At 71.2% G+C, this 18,901-nt stretch carries 14 protein-coding genes; 5 read left to right on the top strand and 9 right to left on the bottom strand.

Features of this window, described 5'->3' with window-relative positions; translation table 11 throughout:
• Window positions 1-320 precede the first annotated feature (320 nt).
• The 4 genes from AB0O07_RS01625 (at window position 321) to AB0O07_RS01610 (ending at window position 5,881) form a co-directional block, all read left to right on the top strand.
• Window positions 321-980, top strand: a complete 660-nt coding sequence (locus tag AB0O07_RS01625) for a response regulator transcription factor (protein WP_365625145.1) — start codon at window positions 321-323, stop codon at window positions 978-980.
• A gap of 130 nt (window positions 981-1,110) precedes the next feature.
• A complete protein-coding gene (locus AB0O07_RS01620; protein ID WP_365625142.1) occupies window positions 1,111-2,400 on the top strand; it encodes a ribonuclease D in 1,290 nt (429 codons plus the stop codon).
• 137 nt (window positions 2,401-2,537) lie between these two features.
• Window positions 2,538-3,758: an acetyl-CoA C-acyltransferase gene (locus AB0O07_RS01615; RefSeq protein WP_365625139.1), complete on the top strand. Its 1,221-nt coding sequence runs from the start codon at window positions 2,538-2,540 to the stop codon at window positions 3,756-3,758.
• On the top strand, window positions 3,755-5,881 hold the full coding sequence (locus AB0O07_RS01610) for a 3-hydroxyacyl-CoA dehydrogenase NAD-binding domain-containing protein (RefSeq protein ID WP_365625136.1): 2,127 nt from the start codon (window positions 3,755-3,757) through the stop codon (window positions 5,879-5,881). Before AB0O07_RS01615 ends, AB0O07_RS01610 begins: the two co-directional genes overlap by 4 nt.
• A 187-nt stretch (window positions 5,882-6,068) precedes the next feature.
• Here AB0O07_RS01610 and AB0O07_RS01605 read toward each other — a convergent pair whose 3' ends face one another.
• Entirely contained in the window at window positions 6,069-7,115 is a 1,047-nt protein-coding gene (locus AB0O07_RS01605; protein ID WP_365625133.1) for a hypothetical protein, read from the bottom strand.
• Between the two features lie 99 nt (window positions 7,116-7,214).
• Here AB0O07_RS01605 and AB0O07_RS01600 point away from each other — a divergent pair, with 99 nt between their 5' ends.
• A complete protein-coding gene (locus tag AB0O07_RS01600) occupies window positions 7,215-7,604 on the top strand; it encodes an NTP pyrophosphohydrolase (protein WP_365627886.1) in 390 nt (129 codons plus the stop codon).
• 64 nt (window positions 7,605-7,668) lie between these two features.
• On the opposite strand, the gene AB0O07_RS01595 is transcribed toward AB0O07_RS01600, so the two are convergent.
• The 8 genes from AB0O07_RS01595 to AB0O07_RS01560 all read right to left on the bottom strand — a co-directional run bounded on the left by AB0O07_RS01595 (window position 7,669) and on the right by AB0O07_RS01560 (window position 18,867).
• A complete protein-coding gene (locus tag AB0O07_RS01595) occupies window positions 7,669-9,168 on the bottom strand; it encodes an amino acid permease (protein WP_365625130.1) in 1,500 nt (499 codons plus the stop codon).
• Window positions 9,169-9,355: 187 nt separating this feature from the next.
• Window positions 9,356-11,269, bottom strand: coding sequence for a 1-deoxy-D-xylulose-5-phosphate synthase (dxs, locus tag AB0O07_RS01590; RefSeq protein ID WP_365625127.1), 1,914 nt, complete (start codon window positions 11,267-11,269; stop codon window positions 9,356-9,358).
• Window positions 11,270-11,634: 365 nt separating this feature from the next.
• Window positions 11,635-12,885 (bottom strand): sugar ABC transporter permease, encoded by a 1,251-nt coding sequence (locus AB0O07_RS01585; RefSeq protein ID WP_365627884.1) that lies wholly within the window; start codon window positions 12,883-12,885, stop codon window positions 11,635-11,637.
• Between the two features lie 128 nt (window positions 12,886-13,013).
• On the bottom strand, window positions 13,014-13,802 hold the full coding sequence (locus tag AB0O07_RS01580; RefSeq protein ID WP_365625124.1) for an ATP-binding cassette domain-containing protein: 789 nt from the start codon (window positions 13,800-13,802) through the stop codon (window positions 13,014-13,016).
• Window positions 13,803-14,252: 450 nt separating this feature from the next.
• On the bottom strand, window positions 14,253-15,353 hold the full coding sequence (locus tag AB0O07_RS01575; RefSeq protein ID WP_365627881.1) for a substrate-binding domain-containing protein: 1,101 nt from the start codon (window positions 15,351-15,353) through the stop codon (window positions 14,253-14,255).
• Window positions 15,354-15,486: 133 nt separating this feature from the next.
• Window positions 15,487-16,791, bottom strand: a complete 1,305-nt coding sequence (locus tag AB0O07_RS01570; protein ID WP_365625121.1) for an ROK family transcriptional regulator — start codon at window positions 16,789-16,791, stop codon at window positions 15,487-15,489.
• A 220-nt stretch (window positions 16,792-17,011) separates the two neighbouring features.
• Window positions 17,012-17,944, bottom strand: a complete 933-nt coding sequence (locus tag AB0O07_RS01565; RefSeq protein ID WP_365625118.1) for a carbohydrate ABC transporter permease — start codon at window positions 17,942-17,944, stop codon at window positions 17,012-17,014.
• Window positions 17,944-18,867, bottom strand: coding sequence for a sugar ABC transporter permease (locus tag AB0O07_RS01560; protein ID WP_365625115.1), 924 nt, complete (start codon window positions 18,865-18,867; stop codon window positions 17,944-17,946). Before AB0O07_RS01560 ends, AB0O07_RS01565 begins: the two co-directional genes overlap by 1 nt.
• Window positions 18,868-18,901 lie beyond the last annotated feature (34 nt).

Raw genomic sequence — 18,901 nt, 5'->3', positions numbered from 1 at the left:
CGTGCGTCTGGGGCCCACGAGGCTTGTCGTACGCACGGGGCCTGTGACACGCGCATATCCCCTGACGGTCTTTCACCTCTCCCCCACACCTTTTCCGCCAGGTGTCCGCCACTCGCTCGCCACGCTCCCCCATCCGGGGGACCACTCGTAGGATGATCGATCACGCTTCCGAATTGCCCGAATTGTTACTCATCAATTCGTGATCATTCTCTAAAGGCGAGCGGGATTGCTGCCGAAGAGGTCAGTGACCCTTCCAAGACGGTTCGCCCCGGCGGCGCCCCGCGCGGCCGGCCCGTCCCGCACCTTCCCCAGGAGGCCTGGTGTCCGTTCTCCTTGAGCAGCCCGCAAGCCTGGTCGCCTACCGCCCGAACAAGCCGACGGCCATGGTCGTCGTGGCCGACCCGCGCGTCCGCTCCACCGTCACCCGCCACCTGTGGGCCCTTGGAGTACGTGACGTCATCGAGGCGTCGTCCATCGCGGAGGCCCGCCCCCGCGTCGGCAACCCGCGCGACATCTGCGTTGCCGACGTCCACCTGCCCGACGGCTCCGGGCTGACCCTGCTGTCCGAGACCCGGGCGGCGGGCTGGCCCAACGGCCTCGCCCTCTCCGCCGCCGACGACATCGGCGCCGTACGCAACGCCCTCGCCGGCGGTGTGAAGGGGTACGTCGTCACCGGCACCCGGACCAACATCGGCCACCCGGGACGCCCCGGCGCCGCCGTCCTGGGCGCCAACCCGCGGCTGCACCGCCGCCCCCCGGGCGCCCCCAACCACCCGGGCGGCTACCGCGAGCTCTCCGGCCGCGAGGTCGAGGTGCTGCGGCTGGTCGCCGAGGGCCAGTCCAACAAGGCCATCGGCGTCTCCATGGGCCTCTCCGCACTCACCGTCAAGAGCCACCTCGCCCGGATCGCGCGCAAGCTCGGCACGGGCGACCGGGCGGGGATGGTCGCCGTGGCCCTCCGTACCGGAATCATCCACTGAGCCCGAGCCGGCCACACCCCCCGAACCGGCCATACCACCGCAGACGACCCCTGACCGCTTCTCGCCCCCGGCGCCCGTCGACGGAACGTTCCGTCGACGGGCGCCGTCCGTTCACAGATACCCTTGACAGGTGACCGACGCCCAAGAGACCGCAGCAGAGCCAGCACTGCGAACCACCGGGAGCCCGCGGCCGGAGTCGCCCGCGTCACCGCCCCCGGACGACGTCGAAGCGGCGCCGACCCCCTTGCTGGAGCCCCGCGAGGGCATTCCACCGGTGGTCGCCACCGACGCCGCGCTCGCCGAGGTGATCGCCGCCTTCGCGGCGGGCACGGGCCCGGTGGCCGTCGACGCGGAGCGCGCCTCCGGCTACCGGTACGGTCAGCGCGCCTATCTGGTCCAGCTCCGCCGCGCGGGCGCGGGTACGGCTCTGATCGACCCGGTGGCCTGCCCCGACCTCTCCGGTCTCGGCGAGGTCCTCAGCGGTACGGAGTGGATCCTGCACGCGGCCACCCAGGACCTGCCCTGCCTGCGGGAAATAGGCATGGTCCCCACGTGTCTCTTCGACACCGAGCTGGCGGGCCGCCTCGCGGGCTTCCCCCGGGTCGGCCTCGGCGCGATGGTCGAGAACGTCCTCGGATACGCCCTGGAGAAGGGCCACTCGGCCGTCGACTGGTCGACCCGGCCGCTCCCCGAGCCCTGGCTGCGGTACGCCGCGCTCGATGTGGAGCTCCTGGTCGACCTGCGGGACGCGCTGGAGAAGGAGCTGGACCGGCAGGGCAAGCTCGACTGGGCGCACCAGGAGTTCGCGGCGATCTGCGCGGCACCGCCCGCCCCGCCGCGCAAGGACCCGTGGCGCCGCACCTCCGGCATGCACAAGGTGCGCAGGCGCCGGCAGATGGCGGTGGTGCGCGAGCTGTGGACGGCCAGGGACCGGGTGGCGCGGCGCCGGGACGTCTCGCCCGGCAAGGTGCTCAGCGACACCGCGATCGTGGAGGCGTCGCTCTCGCTGCCCGCCACGGTGCAGGCGCTCACCGCGCTGCCCGGGTTCGGGCACCGGATGGGCCGGCGCCAGCTCGAACAGTGGCAGGCGGCGGTCGACCGGGCCAAGGCGCTGCCGGACACCGAGCTGCCCCAGCCCGGCCAGCCGCTCGCGGGCCCGCCGCCGCCCCGCTCCTGGGCGGACAAGGACCCGGAGGCCGCGGCGCGGCTCTCGGCGGCCCGCGCGGCCGTCTCGGAGCTGGCCGAGCGGATCGCGATGCCGCAGGAGAACGTGATCACGCCGGACACGGTGCGCCGGGTCTGCTGGGAGCCCCCGGCGGACCCCTCGGTGGAGAACGTGGCGGCGGCGCTGACCGGGTACGGGGCGCGGCCCTGGCAGGTGGAGCTGGTGGCGCCGCTGCTCGCCAAGGCGCTGGTCTGAGGGGCGTCTCCCCGAAGGGTTCGAAGGGAAGGGCGGTCAGGGGTGGGCAGGGTGGTTACCGGTAAGTAGCATGGGGGTGGGAGCGCGCCGACGGCGTGCCCCGCAGTGCTACCCCGCACCCCTGGAGGAGAGCCATCGTGCCTCGTACCGTCAGGGATGTCGTCTTTGTCGACGGCGTCCGCACCCCGTTCGGCAAGGCGGGCCCGAAGGGCATGTACCACGAGACCCGCGCCGACGATCTCGTCGTCAAGGCGATCCGGGAGCTGCTGCGGCGGAACCCGGATCTCGACCCGGCCCGGATCGACGAGGTGGCCGTCGCGGCGACCACCCAGATCGGTGACCAGGGCCTGACGCTCGGCAGGACCGCGGGGATCCTCGCGGGCCTGCCGGAGTCCGTGCCCGGCTACTCGGTGGACCGGATGTGCGCGGGCGCGCTGACCGCGGTGACCTCCACCGCGGGCTCCATCGCGTTCGGCGCGTACGACGTGGTCGTGGCGGGCGGGGTCGAGCACATGGGGCGCCACCCGATGGGCGAGGGCGTCGACCCGAACCCGCGCTTCGTCTCCGAGAAGCTGGTCGACGAGTCGGCGCTCTTCATGGGCATGACGGCGGAGAACCTGCACGACCGCTTCCCGCACCTGACCAAGGAGCGCGCCGACGAGTACGCGGTGCGCTCGCAGGAGAAGGCCGCCAAGGCGTACGCGAACGGCGCGATCCAGCGGGACCTGGTGCCGATCTCCATCCGCCGCACCGACCCGTCGACCGGGGAGACCGGCTGGGGCCTGGCCACCGCCGACGAGCCGATGCGGCCGGGGACCACCCGGGAGATGCTGGCCGGGCTGAAGACCCCGTTCCGGCCGCACGGCCGGGTCACGGCGGGGAACGCGGCGGGGCTCAACGACGGCGCCACCGCCGCGCTGATCGCCGCCGAGGAGTTCGCCCGCGAGCAGGGCCTGCCGGTCCGGATGCGGCTCGTGTCGTACGCCTTCGCGGGTGTCGAGCCCGAGGTGATGGGGTACGGTCCGATCCCCTCGACCGAGAAGGCGCTCGCCCAGGCGGGGCTGTCGATCGGGGACATCGGGCTCTTCGAGATCAACGAGGCGTTCGCCGTGCAGGTGCTGGCCTTCCTCGACCACTACGGCATCGCGGACGACGACCCGCGCGTCAACCAGTACGGCGGCGCGATCGCCTTCGGCCACCCGCTCGCCTCCTCCGGGGTCCGGCTGATGACCCAGCTCGCCCGGCAGTTCGAGGAGCACCCCGAGGTCCGCTACGGCCTGACCACGATGTGTGTCGGCTTCGGCATGGGCGCCTCGGTCATCTGGGAGAACCCGCACTTCGACGGAGGCACCAAGTGAGCACCGCTGAACTCCTGAAGGGCGCGGCCGGGCTCTTCCCCGGCGAGCTGGTCACCGAGGCGCACGTACGCCACTTCGAACTCCCCGCGGGCGCGGGCCGGTTCGCCCTGATCACGCTCGACAACGGGCACGACCACAAGAAGCCGACGACCTTCGGCCCGCAGTCGCTGGCCAACCTGGACGCCGCGCTCGACCAGGTGGGCCGGGAGGCCGCCGACGGGGAGATCGTCGGGGTCGGGATCACCGGCAAGCCGTTCATCTTCGCGGTCGGCGCCGACCTCAAGGGCGTGGAGCTGCTGAAGCGGCACGAGGACGCCCTCGCCATCGGCCGGGGCGGCCACGAGGTCTTCCGGAAGATCGCCGCGCTGCCGGTGCCGACCTTCGCGTACTACAACGGCGCGGCGATGGGCGGCGGCGTCGAGGTCGGGCTGCACTGCACGTACCGTACGGTCTCCTCGGCGCTCCCCGCCTTCTCGCTGCCGGAGGTCTTCCTCGGCCTGGTGCCCGGCTGGGGCGGGTGCACGCTGCTGCCCAACCTGATCGGTGCGGACCGCGCGGTCACGGTGATCATCGAGAACTCCCTCAACCAGAACCGGCAGCTCAAGGGCGGTCAGGTCTACGACCTGGGGATCGCGGACGCGCTCTTCGACGGCGCGGACTTCCTGGAGCAGTCGCTGGTGTGGACGGCGGCGGTGCTCAAGGGCGAGGTGGCGGTCGAACGCCCCGAGGCCGACCGGGGCGAGGCGTGGGACCAGGCGGTGGCGCGCGGGCGCGCCGTGGCCGACGCCAAGGTGCACGGGGCGGCCCCGGCCGCGTACCGGGCGCTGGACATCATCGCGGCGGCCAAGGACGGCGACGTCCAGACCGGGTTCGACGCCGAGGACCAGGCGCTCGCCGACCTGATCATGGGCGGTGAACTCCGCTCCGGGATCTACGCGTTCAACCTGGTGCAGAAGCGCGGCAAGCGGCCGGCCGGGGCGCCGGACAAGTCGCTGGCCCGTCCGGTGACCAAGGTCGGCGTGGTGGGCGCGGGGCTGATGGCCTCGCAGCTCGCGCTCCTCTTCCTGCGCCGTCTGGAGGTGCCGGTCGTGCTGACCGACATCGACCAGGCGCGGATCGACAAGGGCGTGGCGTATGTCCACGAGGAGATCGACAAGCTGCTGCTGAAGTCCCGTATCAACGCGGACCGGGCGAACCGGCTCAAGGGCCTGGTCTCCGGTGTGCTGGACAAGGCGGAGGGGTTCGCGGACGCGGACTTCGTCATCGAGGCCGTGTTCGAGGAGATGAGCGTCAAGCAGCAGGTCTTCGCGGAGGTGGAGGCGGTCGCCCCGGCGCACGCCGTTCTCGCCACGAACACCTCCTCGCTCTCGGTCACGGAGATGGCCTCGCAGCTCAAGAACCCCGAGCGGGTGGTGGGCTTCCACTTCTTCAACCCGGTGGCGATCCTGCCGCTGCTGGAGATCGTGCGCGGCGAGCGGACCGACGACGCGGCGCTGGCCACGGCGTTCGGGGTGGCGCGGAAGCTGAAGAAGACGGCGGTGCTGGTGAAGGACGCCCCGGCGTTCGTCGTCAACCGGGTGCTGACCCGCTTCATGGGCGAGATCCAGAACGTCATCGACGAGGGCACCCCGGTGGAGGTCGCCGAGCGCGCGGTGGAGCCGCTGGGGCTGCCGATGTCGCCGCTGGTCCTGCTGGAGCTGGTCGGCCCGGCGATCGGGCTCCATGTCTCCGAGACCCTGCACGGCGCGTTCCCGGAGCGGTTCACGGTCTCGGAGAACCTGGCGGCGGTGGTGAAGGCGGGCAAGCGCGGCTTCTACGTCCACGATTCCGGCAAGCCGGAGCTGGACCCGGAGGTCGCGGCGCTGCTGAAGCAGGGCGACACGGTCCTGACGGAGGAGCAGACCCGCGACCGGGTGCTGGACGCGGTGGCCCAGGAGATCGGCCTGATGCTGGAAGAGGGCGTCGTCGCCGAGGCCCAGGACATCGACCTCTGCCTGATCACGGGCGCGGGGTGGCCGTTCCATCTGGGCGGGGTCACGCCGTACCTGGACCGCGAGGGCGTCTCGGAGCGCGTGAACGGGAAGCGGTTCCTGGCTCCGGGCGTGGCGAGCGTGCCCGCGTGAGGCGCTGACCGGCGCCGGGAGCGCCTGGACGCGGTGAGGTGACACGGACGGGCCGTACGGGATCTCCCCGTACGGCCCGTTTCGCATGGGGAAGCGGGGAAGCGCGGAGGGGGCGGCACGGGTGCGCGTGTACGGTCGCCGTACGGGGCCGTGCCGGTCCCGGGGCGGGGCGTTCCCGCACGGCGCGTCAGACCGTGCGCCAGGCCTCCAGGGCGAGCCCGGACTCGTCCTTCTGGCGGGTGACGCGGAGGGTGCCGTCGAGAGCGACGGCGGCGAGGACCACCCGGCCGGTGCCGTCGAGGGCGAGTGCGGGGACGCCGGCGCAGGGGGTGCCGGTGGGGGTCCAGTCGAGGCCCGCGTCCTCGTCCTCGGTGGGGTAAGCGGCGACCTGGGGGCGTCCGTCGGGGCCCCGGCCGGCCAGGATCGTGCAGTCGTATCCGTCGACGGGGGTACGGAGCGGGGCGAGCGGGCCCGTGCCGGGGCCGCCGAGCGGGGCGGGGGCGGCGCCGGGGCGCCAGGCGCGGACGGTGGTGTCACCGGCGTCGCGCCAGAAGCGGGTGAGCCGCCCGGTGCCGGTGCACTCGGCGGTGACGGTGCCGGGGGCGACGGCCGCCGTGGGTTCTTCGTCGGCGCGCTCCAGTTTGGCGTCGGGTCTGGGGCGCAGCCAGCGCACGGCGGCGCCTTCGGCGGGGACGAGGATGTCGATGGCGCCGCCGTCGGTGGTGGCGGCGGCGGTCTCACCCGTGAGGGTGGTGTTCTCGGCGTTGGCGCCGCCCCAGGGCTGCCACCGCCCGGTGGGCGACTGGTGCTTGGCCGAGAGGCCGCCGTTGGCGTTCCGTACGAAGAGGTGGACGGAGCCCGTGGTGTCCAGCACCAGGGAGGGCAGCCCGATCCGGGCGCCCTTGGCGCGGTCCTTGCCGTGCGGGTTGCCCACCGACTGCCAGTCGCGGAGCGGCCGGCCGGTCTGGTACTGGACGGCGTGGACGAGATCGCGCTCCGTGGCCTCCCCGGAGCGCGCCCGGTCCCGTACCCCCAGCAGATGGACGTACCCCTCGGCGCTCCGGGCGAGGGCGACATACGGGAGCAGTCCGGGCAGGGGCAGCTCCCTGGGGCCCTCCCAGTCGGGGCCGCCGGGGCGGGTCTCGGTCCAGCGGAGGACGGCGCCGGGGGTGGCCGCGTACGCCGTGAGCCTGCCGTCCCTGCCGCGCAGCAGCCATCCGGTGGTCGGTGTCATGGCCTGCCGCCACCTCCCGGGCGCGAGAAGAATCCCGTACCCGATCGTACGCGCGGGCGGGGCGGCGCCCGTGGCCGGCTGTGGCACGCTGCGGGGGTGCTGAACAGAGTGATCGTCGACGCGGCGAATGTGGTGGGGTCCGTCCCCGACGGATGGTGGCGGGACCGGCGCGGGGCCACCGAGCGGCTGCGGGACGCGCTGGTGCCGTTCGCCTCGGCCGGGGTGGCGGGCGAGCCGGGACCGGTCGAGGTGGTGCTGGTCGTGGAGGGCGCGGCCCGGGGCGTGACGGCGGTGCCGGGGGTACGGGTGGAACCGGCGCCCGGCAGCGGCGACGACCGGATCGTGGAGCTGGCCGAGGAGGCGGCGCGGGACGGCGTGGGGTGTGTGGTGGTCACGGCCGACCGCGAACTGCGGCTGCGGGTCACGGGGTACGGCGCGCGCTGTGTGGGCCCCAGGACCGTACGGGAGCCTCCGGACGAGCCCGCGTGAGGGGTGGACGCCCGCTCGCGGGCCCGTCCGGACCCGCACGGGGCCCGGACGGGTCGGCGGAGGGTCAGCGGGGGGTGTTGATACGGCTGTGGCGGCGGCCGTACACGAAGTAGACGACGCAGCCGATGACCATCCAGATGGCGAAGCGGAGCCAGGTCTCGGCGGGCAGGTTGATCATCAGCCACAGGGAGGCGAGCACGGAGGCGATCGGCACCCAGGGGACCAGCGGGACCCGGAAGGAGCGCGGCAGGTCGGGGCGTTTGCGGCGGAGGATGATGACGCCGAGGGCGACCACGACGAAGGCGAACAGGGTGCCGATGTTGACGAGTTCGGCCAGTTCCTCGATGGAGGTGAAGCCCGCGACGATCGCGACGATCACGCCGAGGAGGAGGGTGGAGCGGTAGGGCGTGGCGAATTTCGGGTGGACCTGGGAGAAGGTGCGCGGCAGCAGCCCGTCCCGGCTCATCGCGAAGAAGACCCGGGTCTGGCCGAGCAGCAGGATCATGCAGACCGAGGTGAGCCCGACCGCCGCGCCGAAGCTGATGAGACCGGCCCAGAAGGGGTGTCCGACGGCCTTGAAGGCGTCGGCGAGCGGGGCGTCCACGGTGAGCTGTGTGTAGTGCTGCATGCCGGTGACGACGAGGGAGACCGCGACGTAGAGCACGGTGCAGATGAAGAGCGAGCCGAGGATGCCGCGCGGCACGTCGCGCTGCGGGTTGCGGGTCTCCTCGGCGGCGGTGGCGACGATGTCGAAGCCGATGAAGGCGAAGAAGACGACGGCCGCAGCGGTGAAGATGCCCAGCACCCCGAAGTTGGTGGGGGTGTACCCGGCCATGAGCTGGATGAGCGGCGCGGTGAGCCCGCCGCCGCTGTGGGACTCCTGGGCGGGCGGGATGAACGGGGTGTAGTTGGAGGGGTTGATGAGGAAGGCGCCGACGATGATGACGATCAGGACGACGGTGACCTTGACGCCCACGATGAGGCTGGTGAGCCGGGAGGAGAGCTTGACGCCGGCGACGAGCACGGCGGTCAGGGCGAGGACGAGGAGGAAGGCCAGCAGGTCGAAACCGAACTTTCCGTTCTGGGTGCCCGAGAGGTAGTCCGGCAGGCTCGCCCCGGCGTTGCCGAGGAGCGAGCGTACGTACCCGGACCAGCCGACGGCGACCACCGCGCAGCCGAGGGCGAGCTCCAGGACGAGGTCCCAGCCGATGATCCAGGCGGGGAGTTCGCCGAGGGAGGCGTACGAGAAGGTGTACGCGGATCCGGCGACCGGCACGGTGGAGGCGAACTCGGCGTAACAGAGCGCGGCGAGGGCGCAGACGACGCCCGCGACGACGAAGCCGAGGGCGGTGGCCGGCCCGGCGGTCTGCCGGGCGACGACGCCGGTCAGCACGAAGATGCCGGTGCCGATGATCACGCCGACGCCGAAGACGGTGAGGTCGAGGGCGGAGAGGGCCTTCTTGAGCTGGTACTCGGGCTCCTCGGTGTCCCGGATCGACTGCTCGACGTTCTTTGTCCGGAACAGGCTGCTCCGTACCGGCGCTGGTTCCTGCTCTGTGCTCACCGGCGTACCTCCGTATGCGCGTCCATCCGGCAATGATCGAGAGGTTGCGGAGTGCGCGTACCCGGTATCGGCGTATTTCACACGGATGGGCCGTTCGGAGCACTCCGGAAGAGTGACCCGAACGGCCCGTTCACGCCATGTGCGCGGGGTGTGTCGCGACCGGCCGGCGGGGCGGAGGCCCGGCCGGTCAGTCGCGGACGGCCTCGGCGGGGGCGCCGGTGAGCCGGCCGTCGAGCTTGGCGACGAGCCCGGCGACCTGGCGGGCGATGTTCGGCGCGGTGAGCCCGATCTCGGTCATGACCTCCTTGCGGGAGGCGTGGTCGAGGAAGCGCGGCGGGATGCCGAAGTCGCGCAGCGGTACGTCGATCCCGGCGTCCCGGAGCGCCTGTGCGACGGCCGAGCCGACGCCGCCGACGCGGCCGTTGTCCTCGACGGTGACGACGACGCGGTGCTGCTCGGCGAGGGGGGCGAGGGCCTCGTCCACCGGTTTGACCCAGCGCGGGTCGACCACGGTCGTCGTGATGCCCTGCTTGGCGAGGAGTCCGGCGACCTCCAGGCACATCGGGGCGAGCGCGCCGACCGAGACGAGGAGCACATCGGCCGGGCCCTCCTCGGGCCGGTGGAGCACGTCCATGCCGCCGATCCGGGCGAGCGCGGGGACGGCGGGGCCGACGGCGCCCTTGGAGTAGCGGACCACGGTCGGCGCGTCGTCGACGGCGACGGCCTCGCGGAGCTGGGCGCGCACCTGGTCGGCGTCGCGCGGCGCGGCGATCCGGAGTCCGGGGACGCACTGGAGCATCGACATGTCCCACATGCCGTTGTGCGAGGCGCCGTCGGTGCCGGTGACCCCGGCCCGGTCGAGGACGAAGGTGACGCCGCAGCGGTGCAGGGCGACATCCATCAGGACCTGGTCGAAGGCGCGGTTGAGGAAGGTCGCGTAGAGGGCGAAGACCGGGTGCACCCCGCCGGTGGCGAGCCCGGCGGCGGAGACGGCGCCGTGCTGCTCGGCGATGCCGACGTCGTAGACCCGGTCGGGGAAGGCCTCGGCGAACTTCTCCAGGCCGACCGGCTGGAGCATGGCCGCGGTGATCGCGACGATGTCGTCGCGCTCGTGGCCGAGCTTGACCATCTCCTCGCCGAAGACGGAGGTCCAGTCCATGCCGGCGGCGGCGATGGGGAGGCCGGTGTCGGGGTGGATGGGGCCGATGCCGTGGAAGTGGTCGGCCTCGTCCTGTTCGGCCGGCTCGTAGCCGCGGCCCTTCTCCGTGATGCAGTGCACGATGACCGGGCCGCCGAAGCGCTTGGCGCGCTGGAGCGCGGACTCCAGGGCCTCGATGTCATGGCCGTCGATGGGGCCGACGTACTTGAGGCCGAGGTCCTCGAACATGCCCTGCGGGGCGATGAAGTCCTTGAGGCCCTTCTTGGCGCCGTGCAGGGTGTCGTAGAGGGGGCGGCCGACGACCGGGGTGCGCTCCAGGAGGTCCTTGCCCCGGGCGAGGAAGCGCTCGTAGCCGTCGGTGGTGCGGAGGGTGGCGAGGTGGTTGGCGAGGCCGCCGATGGTCGGCGCGTACGAGCGTTCGTTGTCGTTGACGACGATGACGAGGGGGCGGTCCTTGGCGGCGGCGATGTTGTTCAGCGCCTCCCAGGCCATCCCGCCGGTCAGCGCCCCGTCCCCGATGACCGCGACGACATGGTCGTCCTTCTTCAGCACCTCGTTGGCCTTGGCGAGGCCGTCCGCCCAGCCGAGGACGGTGGAGGCGTGCGAGTTCTCGATGATGTCGTGCGGCGACTCGGCGCGCGAAGGGTAGCCGGAGAGCCCGCCCTTGCCGCGCAGCTTCGAGAAGTCCTGGCGCCCGGTGAGCAGCTTGTGCACGTACGACTGGTGGCCCGTGTCGAAGAGGACCTTGTCGTTCGGGGAGTCGTACACCCGGTGCAGGGCGATGGTCAGTTCGACGACCCCGAGGTTGGGGCCGAGGTGGCCGCCGGTCCTGGCGACCGCGTCGACGAGAAACGACCGGATCTCGCCGGCCAGCTCCTGGAGCTGCTCCGGGCCGAGCCGGTCCAGGTCGCGCGGTCCCCTGATGCGGGTCAGCATCGCCACCCGTGCCTCCTTGCGTGTTTTGAGCCGTCGAACCTGCCGATCGGCCGAGTCTAATGTTCCACTCTCGCGAGTGGACAACGGGCGGTCCCTCACGCGTCACCCGTTCGCGAGTACGTACTGCATACGGGTACGTACTGCATATTTGTACGGTCATCATGGTGCGCCGGTGCGGAGGTAAGACGCGGAGCCGGCCACTCCGGTTGCGTCGGTCACACGGGGCGCTCGGGGCGCTCCGGTCACTCGGAGCGCTCGGGACGCTCAGGTCACTCGGGTCACTCGGTACGCGGCTGTACGACACGACGGTGCCCGGCCCCCCGGTGGTGGACCGGGGGGCCGGGCACGAGTCGTACGGGCGGGCCTGTGGGTCAGGCGCGGCCCGCGGTCTTCTGGGTCTTGCGGGTGACCGCGTCGATGACGACCGTGGCGAGCAGCACGGCTCCGGTGATCATGAACTGGATCGCGGAGGCGATGCCCTGGAGCGCCAGGCCGTACTGGATGGAGACGATCACCAGCACACCGAGGAGCGCGTTCCAGGTGCGGCCCCGGCCGCCGAAGAGGCTGGTGCCGCCGATGACGGCCGCCGCGATGGCGTTCATCAGGAGGTCACCGGCGCCCGCGCCCTGGTTGGCCGAGGCGATCTTGGAGGCGATGAAGAGGCCGCCGACCGCCGCGAACGTACCGGCGATCGAGAAGACCGAGATCCGGATCAGCGTGACGTTGATACCGGCGCGGCGGGAGGCCTCGACGCTGCCGCCGAGGGCGAAGACCTTCCGGCCGTACGCGGTGCGGCGCAGCACGAAGTCGGTGACGACGAGCACCGCCAGGAAGATCACGACGGCCAGGGGCAGGCCCTTGTACTGGTTGTAGAGGACGGCGACGCCGAAGGAGAGGACGGCGAGCAGCCCGGTGCGCAGCAGGATCTCGCTGAGCGGGCGGGAGGGGACGCCGGCCGCCTCGCGGCGGCGGTTGTCGAAGAACGCGGTGGCGAAGTATCCGGCGACCGCGACGACGGCGAGGCCGTAGGCGGCGGCGATGTCGGTGAAGTAGTAGCTGGTGAGCTGGACGACGACGCCGTCGGAGTCGAGGTTGATGGTGCCGTTGTCGCCGAGGATCTGGAGCATGAAGCCGGACCAGAAGAGGAGTCCGGCGAGGGTGACGGCGAAGGCGGGGGCGCCGACGCGGGCGAAGAAGAAGCCGTGGACGGCGCCGATGGCCGCGCCGCTGACGATGGCGACGACGAGGGCCAGCCACTCGTTCATGCCGTGGGTGACGCTCAGCACGGCGACGATGGCGCCGGAGACCCCGGAGACCGAGCCGACGGAGAGGTCGATCTCGCCGAGCAGCAGGACGAAGACGATGCCGACCGCGATCATTCCGGTGCCGACCATGGCGACGGAGATGTCGGAGAGGTTGCCCGCGGTGAGGAAGTTGGAGTTGAGGCTCTGGAAGATGGCCCAGATCACGATGAGGCCGATGACGACGGGTATGGAGCCCAGGTCGCCCGCGCGTATCTTCCGCTTGAGTTCGCCGAGGTAGCCGGCGAAGCCCTGCTCGCGGACGAGGAGCCGGGGGTCGACCGCGGTGACCGCGCCGTCGGCGGCGGGCGGGGCGTCCACCGGCGCGGGCGCCGTGGTGGCGGTCGCGCTTCCGGTGGCGGTCGCGCTTCCGGTGGCGGTCGCGCTTCCGGTGGCGCCGTCCGCCGTGCCGGTGCTCTTGCCGAGCGACGGGGAGGTCTTGTCCGTACTCACTTCTGAACCTCCACGGTGCGCGAGGCGCGGCGGGTCACGGCGTTCTCCGTGGCGCCGGTGATGGCGGCGATGATCTCTTCCTGCGAGGTGTTCGCGACCTCGAAGACGCCGTTGTTCCTGCCGAGCCGCAGCACCGCGACCCGGTCGGCGACGGCCTTGACGTCCGCCATGTTGTGGCTGATGAGGAGGACGGCGAGGCCGCGCTCGCGGAGCCGTTCGACCAGGTCGAGGACTTGGGCGGTCTGCTCGACGCCGAGGGCCGCGGTCGGCTCGTCCAGGATGACGAGCTTGGGCTCGCCGAGCATGGAGCGGGCGATGGCCACGGTCTGGCGCTGGCCGCCGGAGAGCGAGGCGATGGGGATACGGACGCTGGGGATCCGGATCGACAGCGTGGTCAGCAGTTCGCGGGAGCGGCGCTCCATCTCGACCTCGTCGAGCACGCCCCAGCTCCGCAGCTCGCGGCCGAGGTAGAGGTTGCCGACGACATCGATGTTGTCGCAGAGCGCGAGGTCCTGGTAGACGGTCGCGATGCCGAGGTTCTGGGCGTCGTGCGGCCGGCCGATCGAGACGGGGGTGCCCTCCCACTCGATGACGCCGTCGTCAATGGGGTGGACGCCGGCGATGGTCTTCACCAGCGTGGATTTCCCGGCGCCGTTGTCGCCCACGAGGGCGACCACCTCACCGGAGTGGATCTCCAGCTCTACGTCGGTGAGCGCCTGGACGGCACCGAACCGCTTGGAGACCCCTCGCAACGCCAGCACGGGCGTAGCGGTCACATGAACCATCTCCTTCGCCGCCTGACCGGCGGGGATGCCGCGCCGGGGGTGAGGCGCGGAGGTCGAGCAGGGTAGGGGGAGCCGGGCCGCGCGGGGGTTACGGAGCACGGCGTACGGCGGGGGGTGCCGCGAGGGGCACGGGGGGGAAGGGTGACCCGCGGCGGCGTGGCCGGGGACGGCTCGCCGCCGCGGGTCCGTCCGGGGCCCCGCCCTGGCTGCGGGGCGTTGACGAGCGGGGCTCCGGACCGGCTTTCGCGCACCGGCCGTACGGGGCCGGTCCGTACGATCCGCCCTGTACGGGGCCGGCCCGTACGATCCGTCCCGCACAGGGCCGGTACGTACGACCCGTCCCGCACAGGGTCGGTCCGTACGACCCATCCCGTACGGGGCCGGCACGTACGCCCTGTCCCGTAGGTCCGGTCGTACGGGTCGAGCCCGTACGGGTCCGGCCGTACGGTCCTACTTCACGCCGGCGGCGTCGCAGGCGGCCTTGTACTTGTCGGTGCAGATCTCGGCGACGGTGTAGATGCCGTCCTTGATCACGGTCTCGTTGATGTTGTCCTTGGTCAGCGAGACGACCGGGACGAGCACGGTCGGGACGGCCTTGGTGGTGGGGCTGTCCACGGTGGTCTTGGCGATGGAGTCGAGCTTCTCGCCCTTGGCGAGCGCGACGGCCATCTCGGCCGCGATCTCGGCCTCCTGCGGGTAGGACTTGTAGACGCTCATGAACTGCTCGCCGGAGACGATGCGCTGCACCCCGGCGAGTTCCGCGTCCTGTCCGGTGACCGGCGGGAGCTTGGTGAATCCGGCGCCCTTGAGGGCGGTGATGATGCCGCCCGCCATGCCGTCGTTGGCGGAGTAGACGCCGATGATCTTGTCCTTGCCCAGCGCGGAGATGGCGCCTTCCATGTTGGCGTTGGCGTTCTCCGGCTTCCACTCCTTGGTGTCGTACGACTTGCCGATGTTCACCTTGCCGTCGAGGACGGAGAGGGCGCCCTTCTTGAAGAGGCCGGCGTTCGGGTCGGTGCTCGCGCCGTTCATCATGACGATGTCGCCGGACTTCGCCTTGTCCCCCAGCTCGTCCAGGAGCGCCTTGCCCTGGACCCGGCCGACCTCTTCGTTGTCGAACGAGGTGTACGCGTCGATCGGCCCCTCGGCGAGCCGGTCGTAGGCCACGACCGGTATGCCGGCCCCCTTGGCCTTCTTGACCGAGCTGGCGATGGCCTTCGAGTCGACCGCGTCCACGACCAGCACGTCCACCTTGTTGGTGATCATGGTGTCGGCCTGCTGGCTCTGCGTCGTGGCGTCCTGCTTGGCGTTGGCGTAGACGATCTTGCCGGTGCCGCCGGTCAGCTCGCTGACCTTCTTCTCGATCAGCGGCTTGTCGAACTTCTCGTACCGGGCGGTCTGGTTCTCCGGCAGGAGCAGCCCGATGGTGATCGGGCCCTTCTTCTCCGCCTTGGACGCTTCGGCCTTGTCGCCGGACTCCTTGGCGCTGCCGCAGGCGGCGAGGGAGACGGCCATCGCGGTGGCGACGGTGGCCACGGCCGCACGACGCATCGTTGCGTTCACTTCAAAAACCTCCCTGACGAGGCCGCGACGTTGCGGCCGAGGTGGCTGGAAGTCAACTCCCGTCCGAACTCGACGTCAAGGAGTAAATCCTTAACGAGATGACAACGGTGCCATCCGTAATCTAAGTGAAGGCAGGAGCCGAAGCCGGTGAGGTGGCCCTGGCGGGGCCGGAGGGCGTCGCCGACGGGGCCGGGGAGGCCGGGGCCGCCGAGGCCGAGGCTGCCGAGGCCGCCGAGCCGGTCCTGGCGCCCGGCAGGGCGCTCTCCAGCAGCGTCGAATCACCCATCTCGCTCAGGACGAGGGCGAGCGCCCCCAGCACCTCCGCCCGGCCGCCGAGCGCCCCAGGGAGCACCGAGAGCTGCCGGGCGGCGCTGGGGATGGCGTACCGGGAGACGGACTCGCGGATCGGCCCGAGGACCAGCTCCCCGGCCTCGGCCAGGTCGCCGCCGAGCACGACCCGGCTGGGGTTGAGCAGGTTGCAGAGGTTGGCGACACCGCTGCCGACATGGCGGCCCACGTCCGCGATGACCCGGCGGCAGCCGGGGTCGCCGTCCCGGGCGAGCTGGACGACGCGCTCCATGGTGAGGTCGGCGCCGTGGCTGGAGTGGAGCAGGGGCAGGACATGGCGGGTCGCCGCGAAGGTCTCCAGGCAGCCGCGGTTGCCGCAGCGGCAGACCGGGCCCGACTCGTCGAGGGTGATGTGGCCGATCTCGCCCGCCGTGCCGCCGGGGCCCCGGTAGATCTGCCCCTCGATGACCAGCCCGGCGCCGACGCCGCTGCCGACCTTGATGTACGCGAGGTCCGCGACGCCGCGTCCGCTCCCCCAGACCAGTTCGCCGAGGGCGCCCAGGTTGGCGTCGTTGTCGACGTACACCGGCACGCCGAGGCGGGCGGCCAGTTCCTCGCTGGGGTTGATGCCGGTCCACCCCGGGAGGATCGAGGTGGAGCCGAGCGTGCCCGATTCGACGTCGATGGGCCCCGGCACCCCGAGCCCCACGCCGATCACCTTCCGCCGGCCGACGCCGGTGGTCTCGATCAGCCGGTCGACCAGCTCCTCGGCGCGGCCGAAGCCGTGCGCGGAGGAGGCGTCGACGTCGAGCGGCTCCGCCTCCTCGGCGAGCACCTGGTGGGCGAGGTTCCCGACGGCCACCCTCAGATGCGTATGGCCGAAGTCGACCCCGACGACGATGCCCGCGTCGCCGCTGAGCGAGACACTGCGGGCCCGGCGGCCACCGGCCGAGGTGGGGGTGACCTGGACCGTACCGCCGTCCTTCAGCTCACGGACGATATTGGAGACCGTGGCCGCCGACAGCCCCGTGGAGCGCGCGATCTCCGCCTGCGTGAGCGAACCGGCCATGCGCACCGCGCGTACGACCCGTTCGAGGTTGGCCCGGTGCAGAGAAGACTGCGACCCTGGAGTCTCCACGACTCATCCACTCCTGCCCTGGGCGGACGGCACGACCGCCGCCGCCGGCCGGGGCCGCGCCCATGAGACCCCGACGTATCTCCAACTTGTGAACCCTAAGCTCAGCTTTCGGGCCCCTTCCCGTCAAGACCTTGAGCGCGGTGAACGCGCCGAACCGCCCGCCGGGAAGGACCGGCGGGCGGTTGGACCGTACCTTCGACCCTTGTACTCGCGGGTAGGGCTACTTGAGCGCCCCCGCCGTCAGGCCGGCCACCACCTGGCGCTGGAAGATGATGTACGCGGCGAGCACCGGCAGCATCGCCATCACCAGGCCGGCGAAGAGCCCCGACCAGTCGCCCTTGTACCCCTGGCTGACGGCGAGCTGGACGAGGCCCTGGGAGAGGACCTTGTTGTCCTGGTCGGTGTTGAGCACCGTGGGCAGCAGGTACTGGTTCCACTGGCCGAGGAAGTTGAAGATGCCCACGCTGATCAGGCCCGGCTTGGCCATCGGCAGCATCACCTGGAAGAACGTACGGGTGTGCGAGGCGCCGTCGATGAGCGCGGCTTCCGCGACCGAGGTGGGGAGCGTTCTGAAGAACGAGGTCAGGAAGAAGACCGTGAACGGCAGCGAGTAGGCGATGTAGACCAGGATCAGCCCGTGGATCGTGTTGAGCAGGCCGAGGTTGTTCATGACGTAGAAGAGCGGGACCAGCGCCAGGATGATGGGGAAGCTCATCCCGCCGATGAACAGGTAGTAGATGAAGCGGTTGCCCGGGAAGTCGAAGCGGGCCAGCACATACGCGGCCATCGACCCGAAGAGCAGCGTGCCCGTGAGCGAACCGGCCACCACCAGGATGGTGTTGAGGAAGTAGTCGCTCATATGCGCCTGGGTCCAGGCGCGCGACCAGTTCTCGAAGTGCAGCCGGTCCGGCAGCGACCACGGGCTGACGAAGATGGACCGGTCGTCCTTGAAGGACGTCATGACGGCCCAGAGCAGCGGCATGGCGACCAGGAAGGCCCAGATGACGAGGACGCCGTGGGAGAAGACGTTGAGGACGCCGCCGGTCGTGGTCTGCTTGGGCGTGGCGGGGGTCGTCTTCGTGACGGACCGCTGGAGCGGTGGCCGGTCCGCGGGGGGCAGGTCGGCCGGCGGAGGGGTGTCGGTGGTCTTCATCAGTACTCCAGCCGCTCGCGTCGGCCCAGGCGCATCACGAGGGCGGAGAAGGCCAGCGTGACGACGAGCAGGGCGACGCCGATCGTGGTCGCGTAACCGGCCTGACCGTCACGGAACGCCTTCTGGTAGACGAGCAGGGTCAGGACATTGGTGGAATCGGCGGGCCCGCCGGGGCCCACCGTCATGATCTGGACGACCGCGAAGGACTCCGCGCCGAGCGCGAGGATCCCCATATAGACCCAGCCGGACTGCACGGTGTCCCAGAGCAGCGGCAGGGTGATGCGGAAGAAGGTGGTGAACCGGTTCGCGCCGTCCAGCAGCGCCGCCTCGTAGAAGTCCTTGGGGATGGAGGCCATGCCCGCGGAGAAGAGGACCACGAAGAACCCGGTCGTACTCCAGACCAGGACCGCCATCACGCACCAGAGCGCGAGGTTCGGGTCGCCGAGCCAGTCCGGCTTGACGCTGTCCAGGCCGACCGCGCTGAACGCGGCGTTGATGGCACCGCTGTTCGGGTTGTACGCGAACTGGAAGAGCAGCGCCACGATCGCGATCGAGAGCACCTGCGGGAAGAAGTACACGATCTTGTAGAAGGACGAGCCGCGCACCCCCGCGATGGCCGCGCCCTTCACGTTCCGCCCGCCGACGTTGAGCATGAAGGCGAAGAAGAGCGCGAGGCCGAGGACGACCACGGGCAGCAGCAGCGCGAAGAGCAGGCTGTGCCGGAGCGAGGACCAGAAGGTGCTGTCGTCCAGCATCCGGCTGTAGTTGTCGAAACCGACCATCACGAAGTCGGGACTCAGGCCCGTCCAGTCCGTGAACGAGTAGTAGATGGACTGGACGAACGGCCATACGACGAAAAGCGCGTACAGCGCGAGGGGCCCGATCAGGAACCCCACGATGAAACGGTACTTGCCGTGCTGCATGTCTCCCGACCCCGAATCTCCGGCGCCGTGACGC

Source organism: Streptomyces sp. NPDC093085 (assembly GCF_040683935.1).
GTDB lineage: Bacteria > Actinomycetota > Actinomycetes > Streptomycetales > Streptomycetaceae > Streptomyces.
This window is presented reverse-complemented; position numbering and strand designations above follow the sequence as displayed.

Excerpts from the sequence above, each read along its gene's own strand:
- AB0O07_RS01605 (WP_365625133.1), bottom strand. The coding sequence starts at position 7,115 with ATGACACCGACCACCGGATGGCTGCTGCGCGGCAGGGACGGCAGGCTC.
- AB0O07_RS01580 (WP_365625124.1), bottom strand. The coding sequence starts at position 13,802 with ATGGTTCATGTGACCGCTACGCCCGTGCTGGCGTTGCGAGGGGTCTCC.
- AB0O07_RS01575 (WP_365627881.1), bottom strand. The coding sequence starts at position 15,353 with ATGCGTCGTGCGGCCGTGGCCACCGTCGCCACCGCGATGGCCGTCTCC.
- AB0O07_RS01565 (WP_365625118.1), bottom strand. The coding sequence starts at position 17,944 with ATGAAGACCACCGACACCCCTCCGCCGGCCGACCTGCCCCCCGCGGAC.
- AB0O07_RS01560 (WP_365625115.1), bottom strand. The coding sequence starts at position 18,867 with ATGCAGCACGGCAAGTACCGTTTCATCGTGGGGTTCCTGATCGGGCCC.